General features: G+C 59.0%; 33 protein-coding genes. 3 read left to right on the plus strand and 30 right to left on the minus strand.

All coding sequences use genetic code 11. The features are described 5' to 3' along the window. Positions 1–32 precede the first annotated feature (32 nt). The 19 genes from ACOQFS_RS22790 to ACOQFS_RS22880 all read right to left on the minus strand — a co-directional run bounded on the left by ACOQFS_RS22790 (position 33) and on the right by ACOQFS_RS22880 (position 11222). On the minus strand, positions 33–1724 hold the full coding sequence (locus ACOQFS_RS22790) for a type II toxin-antitoxin system HipA family toxin (protein WP_082576744.1): 1692 nt from the start codon (positions 1722–1724) through the stop codon (positions 33–35). Continuing rightward, positions 1717–2022: a helix-turn-helix transcriptional regulator gene (locus tag ACOQFS_RS22795; protein ID WP_421565075.1), complete on the minus strand. Its 306-nt coding sequence runs from the start codon at positions 2020–2022 to the stop codon at positions 1717–1719. Before ACOQFS_RS22795 ends, ACOQFS_RS22790 begins: the two co-directional genes overlap by 8 nt. Before the next feature lie 134 nt (positions 2023–2156). Further along, positions 2157–2405, minus strand: a complete 249-nt coding sequence (locus ACOQFS_RS22800) for a hypothetical protein (protein ID WP_056639192.1) — start codon at positions 2403–2405, stop codon at positions 2157–2159. Continuing rightward, positions 2402–2707 (minus strand): hypothetical protein, encoded by a 306-nt coding sequence (locus ACOQFS_RS22805; protein ID WP_421565076.1) that lies wholly within the window; start codon positions 2705–2707, stop codon positions 2402–2404. Before ACOQFS_RS22805 ends, ACOQFS_RS22800 begins: the two co-directional genes overlap by 4 nt. Before the next feature lie 9 nt (positions 2708–2716). Further along, a complete protein-coding gene (locus ACOQFS_RS22810) occupies positions 2717–3286 on the minus strand; it encodes a hypothetical protein (RefSeq protein ID WP_421565077.1) in 570 nt (189 codons plus the stop codon). After that, entirely contained in the window at positions 3283–3618 is a 336-nt protein-coding gene (locus ACOQFS_RS22815; protein ID WP_056639185.1) for a hypothetical protein, read from the minus strand. Before ACOQFS_RS22815 ends, ACOQFS_RS22810 begins: the two co-directional genes overlap by 4 nt. 14 nt (positions 3619–3632) lie before the next feature. After that, positions 3633–3842: a hypothetical protein gene (locus tag ACOQFS_RS22820; protein WP_056639182.1), complete on the minus strand. Its 210-nt coding sequence runs from the start codon at positions 3840–3842 to the stop codon at positions 3633–3635. Continuing rightward, on the minus strand, positions 3839–4180 hold the full coding sequence (locus ACOQFS_RS22825) for a hypothetical protein (RefSeq protein WP_421565078.1): 342 nt from the start codon (positions 4178–4180) through the stop codon (positions 3839–3841). Before ACOQFS_RS22825 ends, ACOQFS_RS22820 begins: the two co-directional genes overlap by 4 nt. Positions 4181–4245: 65 nt before the next feature. Beyond that, positions 4246–5349, minus strand: coding sequence for a Fic/DOC family protein (locus ACOQFS_RS22830; RefSeq protein WP_421565079.1), 1104 nt, complete (start codon positions 5347–5349; stop codon positions 4246–4248). Between the two features lie 9 nt (positions 5350–5358). Continuing rightward, the gene (locus tag ACOQFS_RS22835) at positions 5359–5583 is read right to left on the minus strand and encodes an antitoxin VbhA family protein (protein WP_056639174.1); all 225 of its coding nucleotides are present in this window, start codon (positions 5581–5583) and stop codon (positions 5359–5361) included. 49 nt (positions 5584–5632) lie between these two features. Then, positions 5633–6256, minus strand: coding sequence for a hypothetical protein (locus ACOQFS_RS22840; protein WP_421565080.1), 624 nt, complete (start codon positions 6254–6256; stop codon positions 5633–5635). An 11-nt stretch (positions 6257–6267) separates the two neighbouring features. Then, positions 6268–6738, minus strand: coding sequence for a hypothetical protein (locus ACOQFS_RS22845; RefSeq protein ID WP_421565081.1), 471 nt, complete (start codon positions 6736–6738; stop codon positions 6268–6270). Between the two features lie 4 nt (positions 6739–6742). Further along, the gene (locus ACOQFS_RS22850; RefSeq protein WP_421565082.1) at positions 6743–7096 is read right to left on the minus strand and encodes a hypothetical protein; all 354 of its coding nucleotides are present in this window, start codon (positions 7094–7096) and stop codon (positions 6743–6745) included. A gap of 4 nt (positions 7097–7100) precedes the next feature. After that, positions 7101–7619 (minus strand): hypothetical protein, encoded by a 519-nt coding sequence (locus ACOQFS_RS22855; RefSeq protein WP_421565083.1) that lies wholly within the window; start codon positions 7617–7619, stop codon positions 7101–7103. Positions 7620–7634: 15 nt separating this feature from the next. After that, positions 7635–8243, minus strand: a complete 609-nt coding sequence (locus ACOQFS_RS22860; protein ID WP_056639161.1) for an OmpA family protein — start codon at positions 8241–8243, stop codon at positions 7635–7637. A gap of 12 nt (positions 8244–8255) precedes the next feature. After that, on the minus strand, positions 8256–8804 hold the full coding sequence (locus ACOQFS_RS22865) for a hypothetical protein (protein WP_056639157.1): 549 nt from the start codon (positions 8802–8804) through the stop codon (positions 8256–8258). Further along, complete coding sequence (locus tag ACOQFS_RS22870) at positions 8801–9919, minus strand: tyrosine-type recombinase/integrase (protein ID WP_421565084.1); 1119 nt, start codon at positions 9917–9919, stop codon at positions 8801–8803. Before ACOQFS_RS22870 ends, ACOQFS_RS22865 begins: the two co-directional genes overlap by 4 nt. Positions 9920–10078: 159 nt before the next feature. After that, positions 10079–11008 carry a hypothetical protein gene (locus ACOQFS_RS22875; protein WP_421565085.1) on the minus strand — a complete coding sequence of 310 codons (930 nt, stop codon included), beginning with the start codon at positions 11006–11008 and terminating at the stop codon, positions 10079–10081. Next, on the minus strand, positions 10962–11222 hold the full coding sequence (locus ACOQFS_RS22880) for a hypothetical protein (RefSeq protein ID WP_421565086.1): 261 nt from the start codon (positions 11220–11222) through the stop codon (positions 10962–10964). Before ACOQFS_RS22880 ends, ACOQFS_RS22875 begins: the two co-directional genes overlap by 47 nt. A gap of 353 nt (positions 11223–11575) precedes the next feature. Here ACOQFS_RS22880 and ACOQFS_RS22885 point away from each other — a divergent pair, with 353 nt between their 5' ends. Continuing rightward, positions 11576–12580, plus strand: a complete 1005-nt coding sequence (locus ACOQFS_RS22885) for a DNA-binding protein (protein WP_421565087.1) — start codon at positions 11576–11578, stop codon at positions 12578–12580. A 211-nt stretch (positions 12581–12791) separates the two neighbouring features. Further along, positions 12792–13178 carry a hypothetical protein gene (locus ACOQFS_RS22890; protein WP_421565088.1) on the plus strand — a complete coding sequence of 129 codons (387 nt, stop codon included), beginning with the start codon at positions 12792–12794 and terminating at the stop codon, positions 13176–13178. 502 nt (positions 13179–13680) lie between these two features. Here ACOQFS_RS22890 and ACOQFS_RS22895 read toward each other — a convergent pair. Beyond that, positions 13681–14019 carry a hypothetical protein gene (locus ACOQFS_RS22895; protein WP_421565089.1) on the minus strand — a complete coding sequence of 113 codons (339 nt, stop codon included), beginning with the start codon at positions 14017–14019 and terminating at the stop codon, positions 13681–13683. On the opposite strand from ACOQFS_RS22895, the gene ACOQFS_RS22900 reads away from it, so the two are divergent. Next, on the plus strand, positions 14006–14227 hold the full coding sequence (locus ACOQFS_RS22900; protein ID WP_421565090.1) for a hypothetical protein: 222 nt from the start codon (positions 14006–14008) through the stop codon (positions 14225–14227). The two genes, ACOQFS_RS22895 and ACOQFS_RS22900, sit on opposite strands and share 14 nt — an antisense overlap. Before the next feature lie 437 nt (positions 14228–14664). Here the strand turns inward: ACOQFS_RS22900 and ACOQFS_RS22905 are convergent, their stop codons facing one another. From ACOQFS_RS22905 to ACOQFS_RS22950, 10 genes are all read right to left on the minus strand, one after another. Next, the gene (locus ACOQFS_RS22905; protein ID WP_421565091.1) at positions 14665–15024 is read right to left on the minus strand and encodes a hypothetical protein; all 360 of its coding nucleotides are present in this window, start codon (positions 15022–15024) and stop codon (positions 14665–14667) included. 43 nt (positions 15025–15067) lie between these two features. Next, positions 15068–15298, minus strand: coding sequence for a hypothetical protein (locus tag ACOQFS_RS22910; protein ID WP_421565092.1), 231 nt, complete (start codon positions 15296–15298; stop codon positions 15068–15070). Then, complete coding sequence (locus ACOQFS_RS22915) at positions 15295–15648, minus strand: hypothetical protein (RefSeq protein ID WP_421565093.1); 354 nt, start codon at positions 15646–15648, stop codon at positions 15295–15297. The genes ACOQFS_RS22910 and ACOQFS_RS22915 overlap by 4 nt, the downstream gene beginning before the upstream one ends. 11 nt (positions 15649–15659) lie before the next feature. Then, positions 15660–15890, minus strand: coding sequence for a hypothetical protein (locus tag ACOQFS_RS22920; RefSeq protein WP_056639108.1), 231 nt, complete (start codon positions 15888–15890; stop codon positions 15660–15662). 2 nt (positions 15891–15892) lie between these two features. Then, positions 15893–16162, minus strand: coding sequence for a hypothetical protein (locus tag ACOQFS_RS22925; protein WP_421565094.1), 270 nt, complete (start codon positions 16160–16162; stop codon positions 15893–15895). 151 nt (positions 16163–16313) lie between these two features. After that, positions 16314–16721 carry a hypothetical protein gene (locus tag ACOQFS_RS22930; protein ID WP_421565095.1) on the minus strand — a complete coding sequence of 136 codons (408 nt, stop codon included), beginning with the start codon at positions 16719–16721 and terminating at the stop codon, positions 16314–16316. Between the two features lie 28 nt (positions 16722–16749). Then, entirely contained in the window at positions 16750–18108 is a 1359-nt protein-coding gene (locus tag ACOQFS_RS22935; RefSeq protein WP_421565096.1) for a hypothetical protein, read from the minus strand. Positions 18109–18148: 40 nt separating this feature from the next. Then, entirely contained in the window at positions 18149–19876 is a 1728-nt protein-coding gene (locus ACOQFS_RS22940; protein WP_421565097.1) for a hypothetical protein, read from the minus strand. 24 nt (positions 19877–19900) lie between these two features. After that, positions 19901–21487: an ArdC family protein gene (locus tag ACOQFS_RS22945; protein WP_421565098.1), complete on the minus strand. Its 1587-nt coding sequence runs from the start codon at positions 21485–21487 to the stop codon at positions 19901–19903. A 3-nt stretch (positions 21488–21490) separates the two neighbouring features. Continuing rightward, the gene (locus ACOQFS_RS22950) at positions 21491–21625 is read right to left on the minus strand and encodes a hypothetical protein (protein ID WP_421565099.1); all 135 of its coding nucleotides are present in this window, start codon (positions 21623–21625) and stop codon (positions 21491–21493) included. Positions 21626–21627 lie beyond the last annotated feature (2 nt).

The following is a 21627-nucleotide window of genomic DNA, read 5'->3' on the forward strand; positions in this document are numbered from 1 at the left end:
CTTCTGGGATCATCTTGATCTTTCTCCGTTGCTCACAGACCCGGCTCAGAATCCCTCTCGCGGCCCAAGTGCGCGGGGGAGGGTTTGCCCTCCGTTTCGTGGGCCACTGCTTGAGCTGCAGTGTTCACACGGTCGCGCAACGCTGCCTTCTGCTCATCCGTCAGTGCTGCAGGGCTCGCGCCAGCAATAGCCCGGTACACGTCATCCGCTGACTGCTTGTCAGCGTTCAGGCTCTTGGCAATGGCGGCATCCTCCACGGCCCGCCAATCGACCTTGGCGCCGCCGCCAGCTCGCTCGATTGCCTCTGACCCCATCTCCGCAAACGTGAGCAACGCTCCCGTGGTCATGGCCTTGAGGCTGTCCAACATTCCGGCGCGCTGGTCCTGCGCAGCCGTCCATGCAGGCGTCGCCGGGGCCATTACCTGCTTGTATGCACGAGGGTTGCCCAAGCCACCCAGGCGCACCTTCTTGACCTGGGACTCCAGGCCAAGCCTGCTCATGTCCCATTCCTTCTTCATACGCTGCCAGAGCTGGTCAGGCACGCGGTCACGATTGGCCTCAAGCGATGCCGTCATACCGGCGTCGATGCGCTCGATCACACGCTCGGGCTTGAGCACGTTGCAACGGTGGCCGAACGCGATCAGCGCTGCCCGATCTGGATAGGCCGAAGACTTGTTGAGCTTCAAGGCCATGTCACGGTCCTGGGTGATCCTCCCTGTGCGGAGGTTCTCCACGTCATAAACCGAGGTCGTCACCACGTCAAACAGTGGCGACAGCCTGATGCTCTCGGGCTTGTGCGGTGAGTCGTAAAGCAGGCCAAAGTTTTTCAAATGGGCGTCGCCGTTTCTGACCATCGTGCTCAGGCAGAAATAGTCGAAGAACCGTTGCTTGGACTCAGTGGCATTCGGTCCGCAGTAGGCTTCGATGATCGTGGCGATGTTTTCATACGAACCCTCGTACTTGTAAGAGCCGTACTCGTTGTATGTCAATCCGGCCAGGACCGACATGTCCTCGAAGCCCTTGCGCTCCCCCGTGTCCGTTCTATCGAACCTGCGAACAACAAACAAGCTGCCGTCATCGCTCAGGTGAAACTCCGGCACGTCGATGCCAGCTCGCTTGGCTGCGTCCATGCACAGAAACTCGTTTTGCGTCAGGTTCTCGTGCTGAATACTGGACGCCTTCACGATGAGATCAGACAGGCGCGCTGTGGTGTGCATGATGGCCGCAACGCCATCGCTACTGGCATCTGCGTCAGGGACCATCACCTTGGGCTGGACCCCGCTGACGCCCGATGCCAGATAGGTGTCGAGCAGGTGATCGAACAGCTCGTCAGATGCCTTCGAGCCAAGCAGTTCACGCAGGCCAACACCGGCACCAGGGCGGGTCACCTCTTCGGTGGGGTCAACGACCGTGAGCCTACCGATCTGGTCGTGGCCCACGATTGAAAGGAGCGACATGTCATCGAGCTTGCTGAAAGCCTTCCCGTAGCGCTCACGAATCTTGTGACGCAGATTGCCCTCGGGCAGATTCATCGCAAAGATGGGATGAGGCTGGCTACTGTTGTAGCTCGCCGCCCGAAGCGGCATGCCCAACGCCAGCTCTGCCTGCCTGTCTTGTGTGTCGTAGTTGAAAACGTACTGCGACTCGCGCAGCAGCTTCCCACTATGGCCCTGGGGGGTGTCCACCGCCAGGGCCTTGATCTTCCCGCGCAGAGCCTCAGCCATTGTCTAACCCAACAAGCATCTTGCGCATGCTTTCCGTGTCAGGGCGGGCATCGGTGATCTCCACCAATTTGCCCAAGGCTCCGAGCGTTGCAAAAACGATGTGCGAGCCCACGTTCTTGCCCCTCTCAAGGTCAGCGATGGTCTGCCTGCGGGTGCCCACAGCGTGGGCGAGATCGTCCTGCGTTTTGCCCAGCGCGATACGCTCCTTGCGAACCATTTGGCCGAACGTCCCGCTGTCTTGGGCACGCTTCGGCCCCTCGGGCCTGTCCGGGTTTTTGATGGTCGCTCTGATGCTCATGCTGGGCTCCTTCGCGGTGTTCCGCATGTTCGTAGTATCGAACATTTGCAAAACTGCGTCAATGTTTTGTTCGCTTAAACGAACACAACATCCACCCCATGGATCTTGGGAAGGGCTGGCCCCACGGCAGGCCGCTAGTCTTTCGGCGCCAGAAAGATTCCGAACCCAGTGACCAATCCCAACAGCAGCAACGCGGTGGACAGGATCATCAAAACGGCGCGCAGCACGAAGACGCCGAGGCCTGCCAGAGGATCAAGGCTGCTGGCCAGGGCGAAAGCGCCTACGGCCAGCAGCATGCAAACGGCCACGATTGCCGTGGCTAGTTTCAACCGGGCGAACCGGACTGGCCTCTCGCCCGGTTGGGCCGGGAAGATGCCTTTCACGCCCTTTTGCCTCGCACGAATGGCGCGATCTTTGTGGTGATCGAGGGGATGTAGATATAGGGTTTGACGCCCTTGGCTGAGGCGTCCGCTTTGATGCCAAGGGTGGCCCCCATGCCGTGCAAATGCAGCTCCGTGGCACCCTGAGTCAATGCATCCGCGAGTGCTGCGCGGCACGCGGCAATCTTTGTGGGGTGCGCATCTTTGCGATGCGCTGACGGCTCCGCAATCGCGGCAGCTTCTGCCGCACGCGGCACAAACCAATACCCGACTGCATCCTCAAATACTGTGTACTCGACTTTCATTGCTCTCCTTCAAGAAGCGTCGCGCTTACGTCCGCTGCGCCACTCTACGCATGCAACCATCATTAGAAAACACGGCGAGATCACCAAAGCGATCACCCATACCAAATCGAATATCTCGTGCATCGGAACGATGCTCGTTGGACTCTCGTCTCCCGATGCGCCACCAAAAGCGCCGATCAAGAGAAAGAAGAGCAGGGGCATGAAGCCCAGCATCAGTATCGGCAAGACGTGGCGCCGCTCGCCAAAGAAATACGTTATGGAGGTTGCCGACAACATGGCAATGCTCCACAAAGTCCAAGCCCAGCCAGGGGCGCCGACGACAACGATCCCACTGGCGAACGAACCCACCAATAGACCCATCGCAACACAGGCCGACACGACCAAGTAAACAGCCGAAAGGCCATTCAAGACACCGCTGATTGATCCGGGTCTTTTCATTGTTCTTGTCCCTGAACAAATTCCGCAGGGCGCGTCGCGCAGCTCAACATGAATGTGCTCCAACGCATCGGCCACCGAGCGGAACGACACTGCAGGGAAGGCACCAGCTCTTGCCGGGTAGACGGTCGTGTGGTCGGTCAATCGAGCTTGCTGCATGGTTCGCTCACTGCCTCAAAAGTGATCTGTGTCGGAGGCCTGCTGTCGTCAAAGACGGCAAACAGGTCAACATCGAACAGGCGGTACTGCCCACCAGGGCCACCGATGACCACGTACTCACCGGCTGGCCCAATGCAGACGGGGAACAGCGCCCCCTCAACGCCCTGGCCGTAGTATTTGGAGCTTGGACGAACGCGGGCCAGCAGCCTTTGACCGACATTCGTCAGCACGGTCTGCCGCGCTTCGATGGCGGCGAACTCTTTTCGCATTTGCTCCACGTCCACTACGCGAAGCGGCATTGGTTTCGACTCTGGCATAACTCCCTCCTGCGCTAAAGACCGACGATGCGTTCAAGGTGTCTGGGGATGACAACTGCCACGCCGCCCGCCTCCTTGCTGCGCAAGGTGACGCCCTTGCCACACACGGGGCAATTGAGCATGCCGTGCTCATTCGGCACGCCACGGCGCACATAGCGCGTGAACTCCTTGCCGCTCGCCTCGCAGCGGCTACGGCGGGCGAGGGGGATAGTAAACCCACTCATGCTGGACAGGCGGCGGCGCGAGCTGCAGAACGCCCCAGCAACTTCTGCTGAAAGTCAGGGTCGGCTCCTTTGAGATGCCAGCCAAACATACTGCCTGCCAGCATCGCCTCGCGCTGAGCTTCACTCACGCCCTCGGCTGCATTGAGTTCATCGGCAGACAAGCGGCTTTGAATTGGATAGAAGCCGGTTTCACCGCGCTTGATGGCGATGACCTTGGCATCGCATCCGTAGATGCCTTTGGTGTTGTCTGCGTAAGCAATGGGCGGCAGTCCGCGCTCAGCCAAGGCATCATCACGCACTTGATCTGCGGGGTTCTCGTAACTGGTCTTGTTCAGCATGAATCACTCCTTTGTTAGTGTGTATTATTACACACCATTAAGGAGATTCAAAGCCGTAACGGCATCTACATCGAAGGCCCAGCGCTAGGCGATGGGTCGGGCGGTAAAGCTGCTTTGCGCGCTGCGCTATCCACTCGCACCTTGAGGATTGTCCTCTGAGGCTCCGCGACAGCGTTCGGGCTGGTATCCAGCAGTGTCTTGTACACGGCCTCTGGGGCCTCTCTTTGTTCGCCAATAGCCCTGGAAATCGCTGCATCTTCGACCGCTCTCCAGTCCACCTTTGAGGCGCTTCCAGACTGCTGAATCGCCTCAACGCCGATCTCAGCAAACGCAAGTCTTGTTCCCGTGGCAGTTGCTCGCATTGCATCCAGCTTTGACGCTCGCAGCTCCTGCTCAGCGCTCCACGGCGCGGGGCGCGGGGTGAGGGCTTCCTTGTAGCCTTTGCTGCCGGTCAACACCGATAGGCGCACCTGAAAATCACGAGCTGCATCAGTGAGGCGTTCTTTCACAGACCTGGGCCGAGGGGTGGCCATCCGCTCGAAGATTTCGCGGATTGGCCGATCATCCGGGGGCAGGCGATTCAGATGGTTCTCGCCATCGCGTATTTCACGCTCGCCGTAGATGCCCGAAACTGCACTCGCATGATTCCAAGAACGCGAGTTCGCGGCGCCATAGTCCAGCTCCACACCTTGCTTATCAGCAAGCAGCTTCATAAACGTCTGCAGGGCACGGCCATTACCCTCGGGAAATGGGTGTATGTGATTAGCTTCAATGAAAATATCTACCAATGCCTCTCTCTTTTGGTCAAAAGAAAGATTCTTGGCGTGGACAAATTCAGCCGTTTTTTCCTCCAGGGCTGACCATTTATCCAGCAACTGGTCTGGATTGGCAAAGACACTAAAATAACCCTTTTTTAGGCTCAGCTCCTTGGCAAGCGGTATCGTTCGCAGCTCACCCGCCCATTCATAAATATCACCAAGCTGGTATTTATGAATGGCTCTAAGTGTTTCCAGGCCAAAACCATTTTCGGCAAGCGCAACCTTGCCACTTAGTATTTCAACCTGCTTATTCTGGGAAACGCTGTACTCTATCGAATCAAGCAATGCCGGGTCTTTAATGCCGAGCTTGTTGTCAAAAACACCGTCCTTGTTTATGTATTGATTTGACACCGCAGCCCACTATACCCACGCGCGGGACGCAATAAATCCATCAAGCGACTGGTGGGCCTTGACCCACTCACACAACTCAGCCACGGCCTGGGAGCCGGTCACACGGCCAGCGATGACAGCATTTTTGATTGCAATGCTGGTTGAATCGGGACTCATGCCCTCCAGCGCCAAAATCGACTCGGAGTGGTGGAATGCATCCGCGAGACTGGCACTTGCGGGGTTCAAGGTGGTCATAAATCACTCCAAATAGTCTAGGACAAGAGCCTACCACTATTGATGCACACTAATTAGCCTTGGTTCCCTTGGCTACAAATTTTTCAGCCTTCTCTCTTGGCAAGGCGTAGTAAGCCATGCGCCCCACGGCCACATCCACCCAGTCTCCTCCCAAAGCCTCATGCGACAACATTGAGCGCAGCACCAGGGTGGCAAAGGCATGCTCTGCCATGCCATGTGGGTAGAACACCGCAAACCAGTCGGGGAAGAGGACGCGCTGCCCACTGCCGTCCTCTCCAGCGTTCTCGATGGTGAAGGGGAGGGCCAGAACACCCGGCATCGCTTTGATCTTGCTGCTGGGCAGGGTATCGGCAACCCAGTAGGCGATGTTCTCGAACTCGCCTTCGGGTATCTCGATCAGCAAAAGCAGCTTGCCGTCGCCCCACACGATCCCTTGGGCCAGCTCCACATCCTTGCCATCCTCGCCCAGGCAGGGCGTGTCGATCACCCGAACACGCGGGGCGAAGTGCAGCAGCAGCGCAACCATCTCCATAGCGCCCGGTACGTCCTTCGCCTGCAGGGTGTTGCGGCCCATGGCCCGCAACACTGAGGCCGCTTCGCCGAACTCCCAATCGCCGCACATGGCGGCGTCTGTGAGTGTTGCGATCTCTTCCCGGATCGCATCAGCGCGCATAGCCCCGCCCATCACATGCACTGCAAATTGCCCACCACCAGTTTGGTCACTTGGGTGGACTTCTGCATCATCGCGTCGGTGAACACGTCCTTGCTGATCTGCACCTTCATGTTGGCGGTGTAACCGGGCTGCATGATGGCTTCACTGCGCACAAGCATACCGGCATCATTCAACAGGTTGACGTTGAACATAATCATTCCCTTGCAGCTCTTGTTGTAAGAGTAATGTCCCGTCAGCTTGTCGATGAATTTCGATGCGGCAGGGCCTGGAATACCAGAACCCTCGCCCTTGCCATAACGCACATCAATATCGAATCCGGCAGGCATACCGCTTTTATCCACAGTCTGCTTGCCATAGAGCATTTCCGTCCAGCCAGAATTCATCTTCTTATTCGTGTCTTCGGCCCATTGATCGTAGCCAGCGCAGCCCACAACGACCGACGCGACCAAGCAAATTGAGGCCAATTTGAAAAATTTATTCATGATTTTAAGAAACGTAATTATCAGAAACAAGCAACCAATCGAGAGAGCCAACGCCGGGATTTATAATATCCAGATGATTTGAGCCATCGTAAATTTCAGGGCGCAAATCCGGGGACTCCTTACGAACCGAGCGCAATATATTATTTAATGCCCACTGAACATCGTCCTTCAGGGAAGACAAGTCAGGATTTGAGTAGTCAACATTAATAACACCGGAAAGTGCGCCCGCGACCAACCGAACCACCATCTGACCATCAGAACGCTGCAACCTGATAACTCGCGTGTGCAACACCTCAGCAGCGGTGAATTTACGCGCCGTAGCTTCTTCAAGCAATTTTATTGACATATCAATATCCACTTGTTTACAAAACTTGGCAGGTAATAGCCGACTGATATTTCACCACAGCATTACCCACGGACAGCTCCGAAGCTGCGCCGACCAGCAGCGTGGTCTTCTTGCCCGTCTTCTTGAAATACGAGGCGTCGTCGGTATTCGCCTGCTCGTCCACGTCGAGCACGTTCAGCTTGCTCGCCATGCGCTTGCCCGACTGGGATGCAAGGTAGACGGCGGCTTTCACCTCCCCCGCCCCCTCGCTCACAAGCGCGGCCACAACCGTATCCCCAAACAGCGATGGCTTGTACCCGGCCCGTGCTGGCAGATACACCCCATCTGGCCCCTTCGCCAATCCAAGCGCCAGGAACTGGCCCTCTATGGCCTTGGGCGAGAGCTTGGTCCCGCTCTTGCACAGCAAGATGGCTTCGAGCTGGCTACGGGCCTGAGCAGCCTGCGGGCCTGCATCCAGCAACGGCACGGGCATCTGCGCCGAGGCGCTGAGGACCGAGAACAGTCCGCTCAGGATCAGCAGTAATTTTTTCTGCATAACGTGTTGCCCAGGTCAGCGGAACGAAACAATCGCACGACGATTGGCAGCACGCCCCTCGGGCGTGTCGTTGCTCGCGTAGTACACCCCAGACTGCTCCTTGACGCGGATTGACTGCGCCGGGATGCCTTCCTTCACCAGCATGTCTTTCACGAGCTGCGCGCGAGCAAGCGCTATGCGCTTATTGATCGCGGCACTGCCGGTGTTGTCGGTGTAGCCGACGATTTCGATGGCAGAGGCAGATCGAGCGCGCGCCAGAATCTCGGCCTTGCGCGAAGCAGGCTGCGCCACCGAGGTGCTCCCAGTGTCAAAGCCAACGGATGCTGTGTCATCACCATCGACAGATGGCGCCCTGCGGTTGCCCAATTTCCATTCGGCATCCCGCAGCCGCTCACGCAGTTCGCGGTTCTCCGCTTCCAGCGCCTGGACGCGGGCCGCAAGCACTTGCGGCTCAGCACCCTGGCCACCGGCAAGGGGAGCGGCGACCACAGGCGCAATTGGCACCGGCACGGGGACCGTGTAGGGCGCCTCGGGCGTCCCTTCACCGATGACTCGATACCCGGCCATCAGGCTCGGGTGCCCTGCAATCCCCAGGACGGCGATAGCGATCAGCCGATATTTCATCTCAACCTCCTATTACGTGTACTGAATAACTCGAATCCGCACAAATGCCTTTATCGTGAACCGCACAATTGCGATCCACAGATAACCAAAAATCAGCATCAAAATCACATTCAACCCAGCAACCTGAATGCGGACACCCAGTTGAAGATTGGGAATGAGGACCGCAGGAACCCAAAACATAACCAGGGCCACGAGCGGAATAGTCATGGTTTTTTGAATGAGCATTGGAACGTCATCACGAAATTCCCTCGTCTTGACGCCATACCAAATGACCGCCACGAGATAACCGGGAATGCAGAGGAATGCGCCGATCAGGACGGTCAATGCCATTGAGCCGATGCCACCCAGGAACCCGCCATGCTTGGCCGCGCCGACCATGCCAAAGGTCTGCAGGCCCACACCAAAGATGAATGAACCGAAGATCAGCAGCAGCGGCCCGCCGCACAGCAGCAGCAGCATCACGGCCCTCGGGCTGATCGTGCCGCGCTCAGACGGCACCCCATAGCTCACATGCGGCTGGCGGGCGCGCGCCCGCGCAGGGCGCCTAATCCTTCTCGTCATCTCGATTTCTCCTGTTTGCCTCGTGCCGCTACTGCGGCTTCAAAAAGCTCTGCGTCCTCGCGTCGGGCGCGGCCCGCGATCTGGGCGTAGAGCAGGGTGGTTTTCGGGTTGGCATGCCCCAGCTCCTGCTGAGTGGTTTCCAAGCGCGCTCCCGCCTCCAGGCGATGCGTCGCCGAGGTGTGACGAAACCAGTGGACACTCATGCGGCGCAGCTCATCAGCGACGTGGGGATCGTCGCTGGCACTGGCTGCAGCCTTGCAAAGCTCGCTCACGAGCTTGTGCAGCATTCGCGACGAGATGGGCGTAGTAGCCCGATCCTTGCCTCGCACATGAGGAATCAAGGGCATCGGGTCATCGGGTGTCGGCCAAGGCGGGACACCCATGGCCTCACGAAAGCGCATCAGCTCGCGCCCCAGCGTGTTGCTCACCGTGACACGGCGAATCTTCGCGCCTTTGCCCAGCACCCTGAGCTGCCATCCGTCAGAGTCACGCACCACGTCAGCCATACGGCCCGCAACTGCCTCTTTGCTGCGAATGCCGGTGTAATAGAGCAGGGCACAGACCCACCGATTGCGCGCGGCGACAAGTCGCTTGTGCGGCGCAATGGGCAGCTCTTGAGGGCGCAGCCACTCCCACAGGTACTTGCTCCCCTCTTGGGATAGCACCTTGTCCGCTGCATCGCGCTCCACGACCTCGGGCACCTCCGTCAGCGCGAACACATTGCTCCGCACATATCCCGCCGTCATCAGGTATTGGAAAAGCTGGCTCAAGACCGTCCGCGAGAAAACAAAGCCCTGCGCGGACAGTGGCCGCTTGAGTGTCTGGCTCTTGTACAAGGGCTCGGCCAGCTTGCCCACCTCATTGCGCGGGATCAGCAAGCTCACATCCGGGCTGCGCAGGGAATCAAGATGCGCCTGCGCGTCTGTCACCGTCATTTCGGCCAGGGTCTTCTCGGTCCTGGCGAGCCAAACCAACAGGCGCTCGCCGATTCGGCGGTAGGTTCTTTGCGTGTGAATGGAACGCGACCCGCGCGCCTGCAGCCAGATCGCCACCGCGTCTGCATCACCACGAGCGCCCAAAACAGACAGCCCGCCTTCGCTAAGCGATGCGGGCATGGGCGCAGACTCATGTACAGGCAGGTTCATAGTGATCCAGTCAGCATAACAGAGGAAGGGTTTTTCACTGATAAATTCATGCCATAAACGTGCTTTTGCAACAATCGACAAAATTGCATCGTTACGGTTATTAACTTTTTTGCGCCAAAGGAGCACCGCTCAGCGGCCACCCATGCCCGGTTGCCACTCAGCGAGCATCTTTTCCAGAGGCGGGAGGTCGGCGCGGAGCACGCGGATGGAATACTCCAGCTCAGCGACGTGCGCACTGAACAGGCGGGGCCACAGAGGATCGCCACGCGCAATCCTTTCCATCGGCCCCTTGCGCTCACGCTTGCCAAGAAGGTATTCCGGCTGCGTGGCCCGCTCAGCGAACGCCTTCTGGTTGGCCTCAAGCTGGGCGCGCAGCGTCCGCACCACGTACTCAAGACCCTTCGGGGACACCTCCAGCGGCTCGAACTGGACGCCTGCACAGGAGGCAGTCTGCCAGCCATGTCCTGGGCGCTGGTAGCCGTGATGAGCCATGGTTCCACGGACAACCGCAATCCCCCTCATGCAGCACGGGCACGTCTTCTCGATGCGATTGGGATTCACGGGCTTGGCGGGTGCGTCGCTCGCGACCCTGCCTTTCACCACCTTGTCTTTGAGCGACGCCACCAACAGGGACAGCGGCAGCACCTCGTCACAGAAAGCCCGCATCGCATCAACAGCGGGGCCAGTTGCCTTCGTCTTGGCGACTTTCTTGGCCGTCGAAATCACGTCATGCAGGCCCATCACAAGAACGCCGTTGTAGAGGTCTTGCAGATCCTTGGAAAGTTCAGCGTACCGCCCGTGGAAATGCGGCTCGTTCACTAGGCGCGGCCACGTCTCATATACTGCGCGGGAGAGCGTGTCTTTGGCATCCTTCCATGCCGTGTTGCGGATCGACCCTGCAGCGTCACCATCAAGAATGACTTCCAGGGCCGCGTCAAAGCTGCGCGTGTTGCGCAGGGCGCCGCGCACCAGGGGGAAGGACTCAGGGGTCATTTCGCTCATGGTGCTGCCTTCAACGACGATCTTGCTTTGCCAGCTCTTCTGCGAAAACGCGCTCATAGAGCGAGCGCTGCTCAGGGGTCAACGTGCGCAGGAGCTGGTTCAGCACCTCCATACCTGCGAAGGCCTTCTGGAACTCCGACTTGCCAGCCTCCAAGGCCTTCACCTCTTTGGAAATGGCGAGACGGTACATCAGCAGACCCACCTCACCCCAGGTGGGCGTCATGTCGTAGGCTACTTCAGCTTGGTCGGTGGTGGCATTGGCACTGGTCATGGGTAACTCCTTGATTTAGAACGCTTTTTCAGAATTTCAGGTTTTCGACCTTTCTGCCCGTTTACAACTTCTGTCTGGTAAACGGCCCAAAACGACCCTTCAAACCCGCCCTAGCCCCTTGGCTCTTGGTGCTGATAATAGCAGTTATCAGCACATCGTCAAGCACTTTTGTACTGATATGTACGATATACGTTCATGTATTTACGCTGTTTTCCAAAAACAGGCGCTACAATCGCATTTGCAGATAGAGAGAAATTTGCAGGATCAATGAGAATGTGACTGCTGCCGCGCCCCGACGCACAGCACCGATGCGGCACCCAAAAGACACCAACACAGCACAGAAAGGCGCTTGCATGTCCACCCCTGCAGAGAGTGAAATTCAGAGCGCACTTGAGGCCTACCCTGCATATAAGGATGGCTCGGCATACGAGCGAACAAAGATTTGCTGCGAGGTTTTGGCAAGGCTTGGAGAGCGAATTCCTTCCTGGCTGGTGATCCGTGGACACATCAAAAAAGGATCTGCCACCGACATAAACCGTGGCATCAAAGACTTCCGTGAAGAACAGGGAGTCAGGCTGCAGCGGCTACACCAACGGCCCGAGGGCCTGCCTGACGCCTTGACCCAGCCGATGCAGGCCCTATGGCACGCAGCGCTGACAGAAGCACGCTCAGACTTCGAGGAACAGCGTGAAGCCCTGCTGGCCGAGCAGATGGAATCGGATCGCGCCCTCAATGTGGCCATGGGCGAGCTGGAAGCCAAAACCACAGCGCTGACGCATGCCGAGCAACGAACAGCCGAACTCCAAGCCGAGTTGGAAAGGGAGCGCGAACGAGGCAACACGGAGAGGGCCGCACGCGAACAGGCAGAGCGCATGGCAGCACAGAACATCGCCGATCTGGGCCAACAACGCCGGGAAATGTCCCAAGTGATTGCAGCCAACACGCAGGAGCTGCACACACTCACAACCAGGCTAGACGACGAGCGCCGACGCGCAATGCGAGAGATCGACACAGCACGCCAACAAGTCGCGCTGGCCCGCCAGGAGGGCCTGCAGGAAGGTGAGCAGAAGGCGGCGAAGCTGGAGACGACCCTGCGGCGCGAAGTCGCTGACGCTCGCATGGAGCATGCCCAGGCGATGCGACGGTTCAACGAGCTGGCCGAGGCCAACACCAGCCTGCGCGCAGACCACGCCCAGGCGATGCAAAGAAACGCGGAGCTGGCCGAAGCCAATGCAGCCTTGCGCGCGCTGCTGAGCAAGGAAAAGCACCATCCTCTAGCGGCACCCAGGAAACCAGCGGGAAAGGCACTCCCTGGCCGTGCACGCAAACTCAAGCGGCCAAGACCACTGGCGCCGTGAGCATGGTGCCGCTGCCGTGGCGATGAAACGTGCACTTTTGATCGACAATCGAGCAGCCGTGACCCGAGGTCGGGTCACAGGATGACCCGGTAACGCCGTTCCGCCGTGGTGCAGAATCGAGCAAACATGCTCGGTTATCGGCCAGAAGTGACCCGAGGTCGGGTCACGGAATGACCCGGCAGCGTCATTGCTGTATTCTTATACAGTGCAAATGATCGTCTACCAAATGCGCGAGCGCGGCCAGCGCAAACAACCCACCCAGATCATCAAAGCCGGTGGCATCAAAGGCTGGTTGCACTTCCGACCCGCCCCGGTAGACGACTACTCGCAAGTCGTGAACATGCAGGCATTCCTCACCGATGGTCAGACCGGGCGAGAACTGCTGCTTTGCCTCACCAGGGCAAGAGTGCGGATTGACGGCGTTATGCAGATCGCGGGCACTGAATACTTTTTGCGCGGGCGCAAGGGCCGAGCAGACAGGTGGCCGCAGTCCTGGCTTTGCGTCCCAGAGGGTCAGGAAGCGGAAGCCATGCGACGCATCGGCCTCATCCCGGTGCGGCCAAGTGCGACGGGGTTCACGGACGAAGACGATGAATGAACTCCCGCATCGGAGGCTTCAAACTAGGGCTTTTCGGCCCAACACTAGCCGCCAAAGTGAAAGGCCCGCACAAGGCGGGCCAGTGTCTCGCATATCAAAAAACAATCGCTTGCGTTAAGTGTTGGTTGGGTAGAGACACAGTAAAGACTGTGTTCCATGATTCCCTACGAGACAAGAAATATTAGCACGGAAGCCACTCGCTGGATGAGTCCTCGCCTCGTGACTTGAGACGCCGATCACACATCCTTGAAGCGGTAGCTCTCTTCGCAAGCTGCCGAACAGCAGCCGCTGTACCGCAGCGTCAGATACACCTCATCGTAGAACGCCACAGGCTGGCCGCAGCCATTCAGGCAAGTGCTGTGCCTGGACAGCCATTCCTGCCGCTGGACAGCCGCCTGCCGTGCCTCCTGGGCCTGCTTGCGGGCCTTGGCTCGCTCTGCAGGCGTCCTGGGCTTGTAAGGGCCAAATCGCCCGTGCAAAAGGCCTGCCACGTCGATCCTCGCTACTCGGCCCGCTCCAGGGGGTGGAGCTGCCAAAACTCGTCCGGGGAAATCTCCAACGCACTCAGGCCGTAATGCCTTTCGAGGGCTGGCACCACCTTCGCAGCGAATGCCTCGCGGACAGCAGGCGCACCATGAAACACTGAGCCAGCGCACTCGAAGAACAGTGCTCCATCCAGGCCGAACACATCAACACTCACCAGGGCGCCAATCGCATCCAAGGCCGCGTCATGATGGTGGCCGTAGGGCACCCGGAGAAAGCCATACCCCCTGCGCTTCGGGACCAGAACCTGAAAACCGCTGGATACCCAGCACCAAAGAAGCTGCTTGGCATCGGTCATTTCAAGAGTCCCACTTGCAATTGGTTTGCAGCAGCTCGATCCGTTACCAGTTGAGTTGCCCCGATGGCTGCTGCAGAGCGGCGCTGAGAACATCAAGCTCATCCCGCTCTTCATCGAGTCCGTATGCCTTGGCAGCGTCGGCATTGGTCCACTTCCGTTGAACATTGGAAATCTCAGCTCGTTCGGCGACAACCGCAGCCCGCCGTGACTCGATAGCCTCGACAAGGCGCGTTCGTTGGTTCTGAGTGATTTGCATATCCGCTTAACCCTTGACTAAATTGCTGTGCAATTAATCCTGATTATAGTCATTTGCTACACACGAATAAGGCGCCGTTTCAACCGCAGGTTGTGAGGCGCAAAGGCCGTGCGGCCAGGAGCACCCCCGCCCTTCACCCAACACCGCCAGGATTCCGGGCACTATGGACAAGCCTGCAGCTTGCCCACAGCAAGACCCTGACGCGCTTCGCCATGGAGCGATGGACAACGCTCGCGTTGCCCACACCCCACAGCTCTGCCTTGCCTCTCGCTGACGCGCCTCACCATGGACATGATGGACAACGCAAGCGTTGCCCACATGCCCACAGCTCAGCCTTGCCCTACTCTTTCAATTTTTTCAGGGAGATGGAAGGCAAGCGCTACGCGCAGTCACCCAGGCACGGACTCCCAGATCAGCCACAAGCCCAACAAACAGCCCAACATGAATGCGACTACACACGCAACGAAGATCGCAAAGCGTTGCGTCCGGGTTTGATAGGCGAACCGAATGTTCACCGCGATGGCGAGAAGACAGGCCATGAAAAGCCCTGCCAGCACCCCTGGCCAAGCATCAAGAATCACCGCCGACATAGGCTTGATGTAATCGGCAATCGACAGATCGGGTGCGCCCATTGCCGCCGCCTGGAGCTGCTTGAGCACCCAAAGAATCAGCGGGCCACACGCGAAGGAGCCGATGAGCCAAGTAATGGGCACCTGGGCGACTTCTCGCTGATGGGAATGCTTGTGCATGTCAGTGCTCGATTTCTTTTTCTGTAGCCACAATTGATGCGCTTTATGCTTGAGCTTCGTCCAGGCTGGCCGCAGCCTCATCAATGCCATCAAGGGCAACATCCAGGGCGCTCACGGCCTCGTCCATCTTCTGCCCCCCGCTCCCCTGCTGTAGGCTGTCAGGCAAATTGACGAACGCCTCTTGCTCTTCATCACGCACCGATTCAATGCGCTCGCGCAGCACCTGCAGCTCATCTAGGATGGTCTGAATAGCGTCGCGCCGTCGCTTGTTCATTGCGACACTGGACCAATGCCAGGGGATGCCTTGACACTGCCAAACGGAGACTCAACGCCAAGGGCATCGAATTTCCGCTGTCGCGCACTGGCTGTGTATTGCTCGGCCAAACGGGGGTCCGCCGACACACGTTGCACAAGCACCCGCAGCTCAGTCAGTCGCTCGGCGCTCGGGCTTGGATAGGCCTCGCGCCACTCGTCCACCAACAACGACACCTGGGGGGTGTTCAAGGCCTCCAGGCGCTCCAGAAGCATGCCCTGCTGCGCAGTGCGCTCTGCCTGCTCCGATTGCCCCACCACCATGAACGCCGTCAGCGCAATCGCCGCTATCACCACCAAAACTTTCAACATCTCCACTCCCACTATTTCGAGTAAATATCTTGCAGATAGCTGCTGTAGTGCGAGCACTGCGACACGAGAATGACCCTGCTGTCAGCGGCGCCGTTACGGTCGGGATTGCTTGCATCGGCGCATTCGCGGCATGCCCTCATGTACGCATTGAGAGCATCCGCCGCCGCTTCGAGCTTAGCTGCAGCAGCCAGCCCTGCCTTCTTGCGACTGGCCTCCAGAGAGGCCTGCGTGCTGCGCGCCATCGCTAGTCCAGGCCGTAGGCCGTAGCAAAAGCGGCTTGACTGGGGTAGGTCTCACGCTCGCGATCAAGCAACCCGTAGCTGACGGTCAGTCCGCCATCCACCTCAACGACCTCGATTTTCCTCGGTTCGTTGCCAGCAGCCTCGACATTGCCAAAGAAGCTGATGCTCAGACCGGAGCCTTCCCCGTAGGCGATGGCGACATTGTTGATGTGGCTCATTGCATTGCAGACAGCCACAGCCTGCGATTGATTCAAGATACGTTGGTGGGCCATGCTGTTCCTGTGAATGAAGCGATGGCCCTATTATTGCGCACTAATTGGCCTTTTAGTACACACTAATAAAGATTTTTTGCGCTTGCGTGCGCCCTGCCCACTCCGACCACCGGGTGGTCTAAGCCCGCGCCGGAATGGGCAGGACTACTGCCTAAGCGCTTGGGCTGGCCGACAACTCGTCATCTTCTGGCTGAATGCGCGTTCCAGCCGTTTCAAGGCCGCTCACCTTGATCCTAGCCATGCGTGCAATGTCCGCGTAGTCGTCCAGGGTGGGCTCGTCGCCGTTGACCGAATGCAGGTGCAGCGAAAAGAAGCGTCGCTCACCTTCCTCGAAGTAGGCCCGATCCTCTTTCGGGGTGGTGGTGGAGAACCACATGCGCTCCTGCAGTTGGGTACTGGAAGGCTCGGAAAAGCCGAAGTCTTGAACAAGCCGTTTCAGCTCGTCAAAATCCACGTCTTCGCGCTCGCGCTCGTAGCCACGGTACGCGACCTCACCAGCGTCGGCGGATTCGTCAGTCACCACCTCGAATGTGATGGAAACGGTGTAGTTTGTGCTCATAAAGTTCCTTGCGGGTACGGTGTAACGGTCACATGCCAGGGGTCGGAGAATCGCAGTGTTCGACCTTCATGGTCTTCCACAGAGCCCGGTCGATCATGAAATCGTCGGCCACACTGCTGACGCGAGACGTGTACGCAGCCACTTCCTCGGCCTCAATGTCCACCCAGCCCAAGTCGAAGTCGAATCGCGAACTCGCGTTCTTGATCTTGCCGTCCACCACCTCGCCATGCATCAGGACAAGCTGCTGGCCTTCGTCCATTTCGAGATACCACGCATCACCATCCAGCACTACGGCAGTTCCCTCGTCCTGGCTGGACAGGTAGCCCGCAAGGCGGTTCTCTTCCTCGCATAAGTTGGCCCAGGCAGCGCCCACCTCGCCAGGGGCATCGGCGAACACACGATCAGTCCTGATCGGAAAAGACGGCGCCGGAGTACGCTCAATCGCAACACGCATGGAGACGGCCACCGCCGCGTCAGACACATTGAGAATGCGGTCTGCGTCAGGGGTGAATGGATCTCCGTTGATGCTGACCACGCCGCCCGTAGATGCGCTTACGCGAATGGCCCTGCCATCGGGAGTGGTCATCGTGCTACGCACCCACTCCTTGGCCTGGGCTTGCACCCAATCCCCCAGCGTTGCACCCATCGCACCGGCCACTCGTTGCGCGAGAGCCTGCGCCTCGGGCTGGGTCCGCGCCTCGGTAACGGGCATCTTGGCTTTCAGTGCGTCGAATGAGGCTATAGCCGCATCAAGCGCGCCGATCACGGACCTGCGAGGCATGACCTCCCCCTCAACAAGCACATCGTCGCCTCGGCCCAGCTTCGCATAGGCCAGGACCATGGCCGCACCTGGGGGCGCATCCAGAACAACGTGCAAGGCCAGCCCATCGGGGTCGGTTCGCTTGAAACGCGCCCGCACTGTGCCGTCGTCAAGAGTTTCGACTGCCCCGCCAAACTCCAGTTCAACGTCCTCGCCATACTCGCGGAGCTTGCCCAGTGCGAAATCAGCTTTGATGATCTCGGGTTCCATGGATGCATTGATGGACGCTGTGACATCCTTCAATGCCTGAATCTGCACCCGCCAACGCGGGTCTTGGCCAGCGGGCAGGCTTGTATCAAGACTGGCGCCCTGCCCCTCGGCCAAAGCCAATAGCACAGAAGCGTCCTGCAGCTTGTGATGAGCCTCGTGAACACCGTGCAGAGCGAGCTTGCAATGCACCAACGCCTGAACGATCCGGCTGTTGGTGATGACTGGATCAGCATGCTCGTGCTGATCGCGAAGCGCTTCCAGGCGCTCCACACTCGCACGGAGCACCTGATCGGAGTGCATCTCACCCATGGCGATCTTCGCCAGATCACTGGCAAGCGACTTGTTGGCTTGGTCCATATTGCCCCCTGGTTGTTTGTTGCGATTGATTGCTCAGGATTTACGGTGCAGGATCGGCATCGTCAAATTGGCGCTCGAAATCCTCGAATGGAACGCGCCCCTCAACCACATCGCGCAAGGCATTCAGCTCATCCGCTTTCAGCTCCCGAAAGGCCGTCTCACGCACGGTCTGCGGTTCCTCATAGCCAGGGGCCTTCTCGCCCTTGGCATTGACGAGCCACGCATCGCCTTCGCCCTGGTGGTATCCAGGCTCAAACCCGTTGGTCGGCACGACATAGCGGAACTCGCCATCTGCGATGCCTGAGTACCCGTCCTCCGCGAGATACACATCACTCAGCGCAGCGCGCATGTCGATCACCCCATCTTTCTCCAGGGAGGGGGGATCGCTCGTGATGCCGTGGCCAGCGATGTTGCCGTTCAAGTCATAGATCGGGAAAGCAACTTCCCCCTCGGCGATGTGATTAGCGGCATCCTGCAGGCTCCTGGCGACCTCAGACACCGGATCGTCTCGATAAGCGTCGTTGCCCAGCTCGCACTCCAGGAATATGCGAACCCCCCCTTCGGGAAGCTCTGGCAACTTTGGCTCGTTGTCCAGAACCACCAACTGGCCGACCTTGTTGCCATTCAAGTCCCGCAACGGGGAATCAGCGGGGGCGTCTGCCCACAACTCCGACACCTTGTCGGAGGCGCTGCGGATGATCCGCGCAGATTCAGCCTCGCGCCCTGTGTCCACAAATGCTGCGTTGCTGGTGTTCTCAATGGTCACCACCACATAGCGAACGGGGCCACGTTCCTTGTCAGCCCGCTCCAAGGCCTCCACAGCAGATTGGAAGTTTTCATTCGCCAGCTCCTTCACCCGCTGCGGGTTCAGCGGCACCTTGTAGCTGCCGTTCAGACTGTTGTTGGCGCCCGACTCGAACACCAAGCCCACAGTGGTTCCACGAGGGTCGTACATGAATTTCGGCTCCAGAACGCCTGGAATCTCGCGGGCCAACAAGACGATCTTCATCTCCACATCGTCACGCACGCGCTCCTGGGCTTTGCTCAAGCCGCTTTCGCCCACGCTGATCTGCGCCAGACGTTGGTGCTGCACTGCCATCTCGTGGAGACGGTCGTTCAAATCAAGCGCCGCATCCACCTGCAGGGTGTCTTTGGACTGGTAGTGCAGCAGCTCGATAAATTCACGCTGCTCGGGCGTCAGACCATTCAGCCGGTACTGCCTGACCTTGGCAGCGTCATCCATCCCGTGGCGATTCGCATCAAGCAGCTTTTCCACATCGGGATGATTGCCCCAGGTCGCAGGCGTTGCCTTCTGCAACTCACGCAACTGGGACACCTCGCTTTGCGGAATGGTGATGCCGATCATCTGCGCGCCATTGCGTTCGCCAATGTCCCAAGCTGGCGAAAACCCTTGTGCGCGCAGGCGCCCCCACATCGTTTCCGCCGTGTCCCGATACGCATTGGGCAAGTCGTACACCCGCTCGCGGTCTGCTGAGTTGGCGGCGGGCTGTTCTTTGTTTTCCATGGTCAATCCTTCATTTACCCAGTTCTGCGACATGCGCTTGGCAGTTGCCAGCGCATCGTCCGCGTCGTTTGTGTAGTACGCAATCGCTTCCTGCCTTTCCTCGCACCATGCCCTGCCTTTGTCAGGGTAGCGCTCGGAAAGCCTGTACAGGTTGACCGTGACGCGCCACTCTCCATCGGAGTGCAGCGCAGTCATGCCTGGCAGTTCTTTGATCGCGTCTCTTGTCGCCTTGATAGAAGCCATTTTTGATTCCAAACGGTGCAGCGCTTACGGCGCTGGTCCACCAACTTCAATGTCGCTGTACTGGCCGTCCAACGCCACATCCAGCTCGAAGCCGTCCAGCGCGATCTCATCGTCGCCCTGATCCTGGGCGGCGCCCGCACTCACTGCCTGCGTCGCCTCGTCGCCCAACCGGAGGCCCCCAAAGTCGATCTCCACGTCCTCATCGGCAGCTTGAGCAGCCGGTGACGGGGCAACAGGCGCAGGCATCGGCCACACCACCCCACCGCCCTCTGGCGCTGCGGGCGGTGGGGTGGCAACGGGAGCGGCAGCGGGCATCGGCCACGCCACATGCCCACCCCCTGCCGTGGAAGTCGGTTCCGCAACAGGCTGTTGCGTGACTGCGGGCTTGATCGGCGCAAAGTTCGGCAGCTCACCCTTGATGATCTTTTTGAGGTCAATGCCCTGTTGACGCTTCGCATTGGGGTCCGCTGCGCCAAGTGCGTTATCGGAAAGGTGCCCTTCAACAATTGCGCGCAGCTCCGGGTCGAAGTCAAAGACTGCGTTGTAGATTTTCTCGGCGTCGCGAGCTGCCTTGAAGATCGCAGAACGGTCCTCTTTCAAGAGCTTGATGTAGTCATCAAGGTAGGCCGCGTGGTCTTGCAGACCACCCTCAACGCCCAATGCGGCGCAGATCATGGCCGACGCCATCTCGGCGCGCAGTTCTTCCCACACATACTCGGGCGAGTCGCGCTTGGCATCCTCAACGCCGCGATTGAGCCGGGATTCGTGCCCAGTCCAATGCGCGATCTCGTGGATGACAGTGCGGTAGTAGTCACCTGGGGTCTTGAAGTGACCGCGAGGCGGCACCGTGATTTCGTCGCCCGCAGGATCGTAGAAGGCTCTATTGACCAAAGCGCCCTTGGCTGCACGGGTCAGCTCACGATGCTCAATCACAGCGCCGGTTGCCTGGATCAGGCGCTCTGCATGCTCATTGGCATTGAACGGGCGCCGCTCTTTCATGGGCGGCATGCCAACCACGTCAGCCCCGTTGAACACCAGGGCATAGATGGGCCTTGGCCGCTCCACCCTGGCCGTAGCCTCCAAGTCATCGACCGGAGCCCACTGATACGAATCGTGGCCACGGAACCTGCTGCCCGTGACACGCGCATTCTGCGCCGCCTCAATAGTGTCCGCTTCCTTCATCCAGCCGAGGCGTCCATAGGCGGCATATTTGCCGCTCTTGAGCTGGTAGACAGCTTCGACAGCAGGCTTGTCTGTCCCTGCAGACCACTCCACATCCTTGGGCTTGGACTCAGGGAATTGCCAGAACATCACCGCCTCCGATACCGCGCCCTTGCGGATCGAAAGCCCTGCCTGCTTGGCCTGATTGAATGTCAGCCAGCGCGGGTCAGCCGAGTCGCGTGCGAGCTGGCCCATGAGCAGGTTCACGGCATTGGCGCCGCGATACTCGCGGCCCTGCTTGCCTTTCTGCGGCGTGTAGGGATTGAACGCCTTGGTCAACCCGCGATCCCAGCTCGCCTCCCACGGCTTCATGCCCTCCGTTTCCATCAGTTCGATGACCTTGTTGGTCACGTCCTGGGTGAAGTTCGGGCGTGGCTTCTTTTCGTCCATGCATCAACCTCCTGCAGCCACGAGCTGCTGGCCGTCGAAGATCACGTTGCGCTGGTACTCGGCAACGATCTCGTCCAGAAAGTCCTGCGGAACCGCGTCTTCGCGCTCGGCAATCGTCACGTCGATTTCATCGTTCATGG

It is taken from the genome of Paracidovorax sp. MALMAid1276 (assembly GCF_049198005.1).
Classification (GTDB): Bacteria; Pseudomonadota; Gammaproteobacteria; order Burkholderiales; family Burkholderiaceae_C; genus Acidovorax.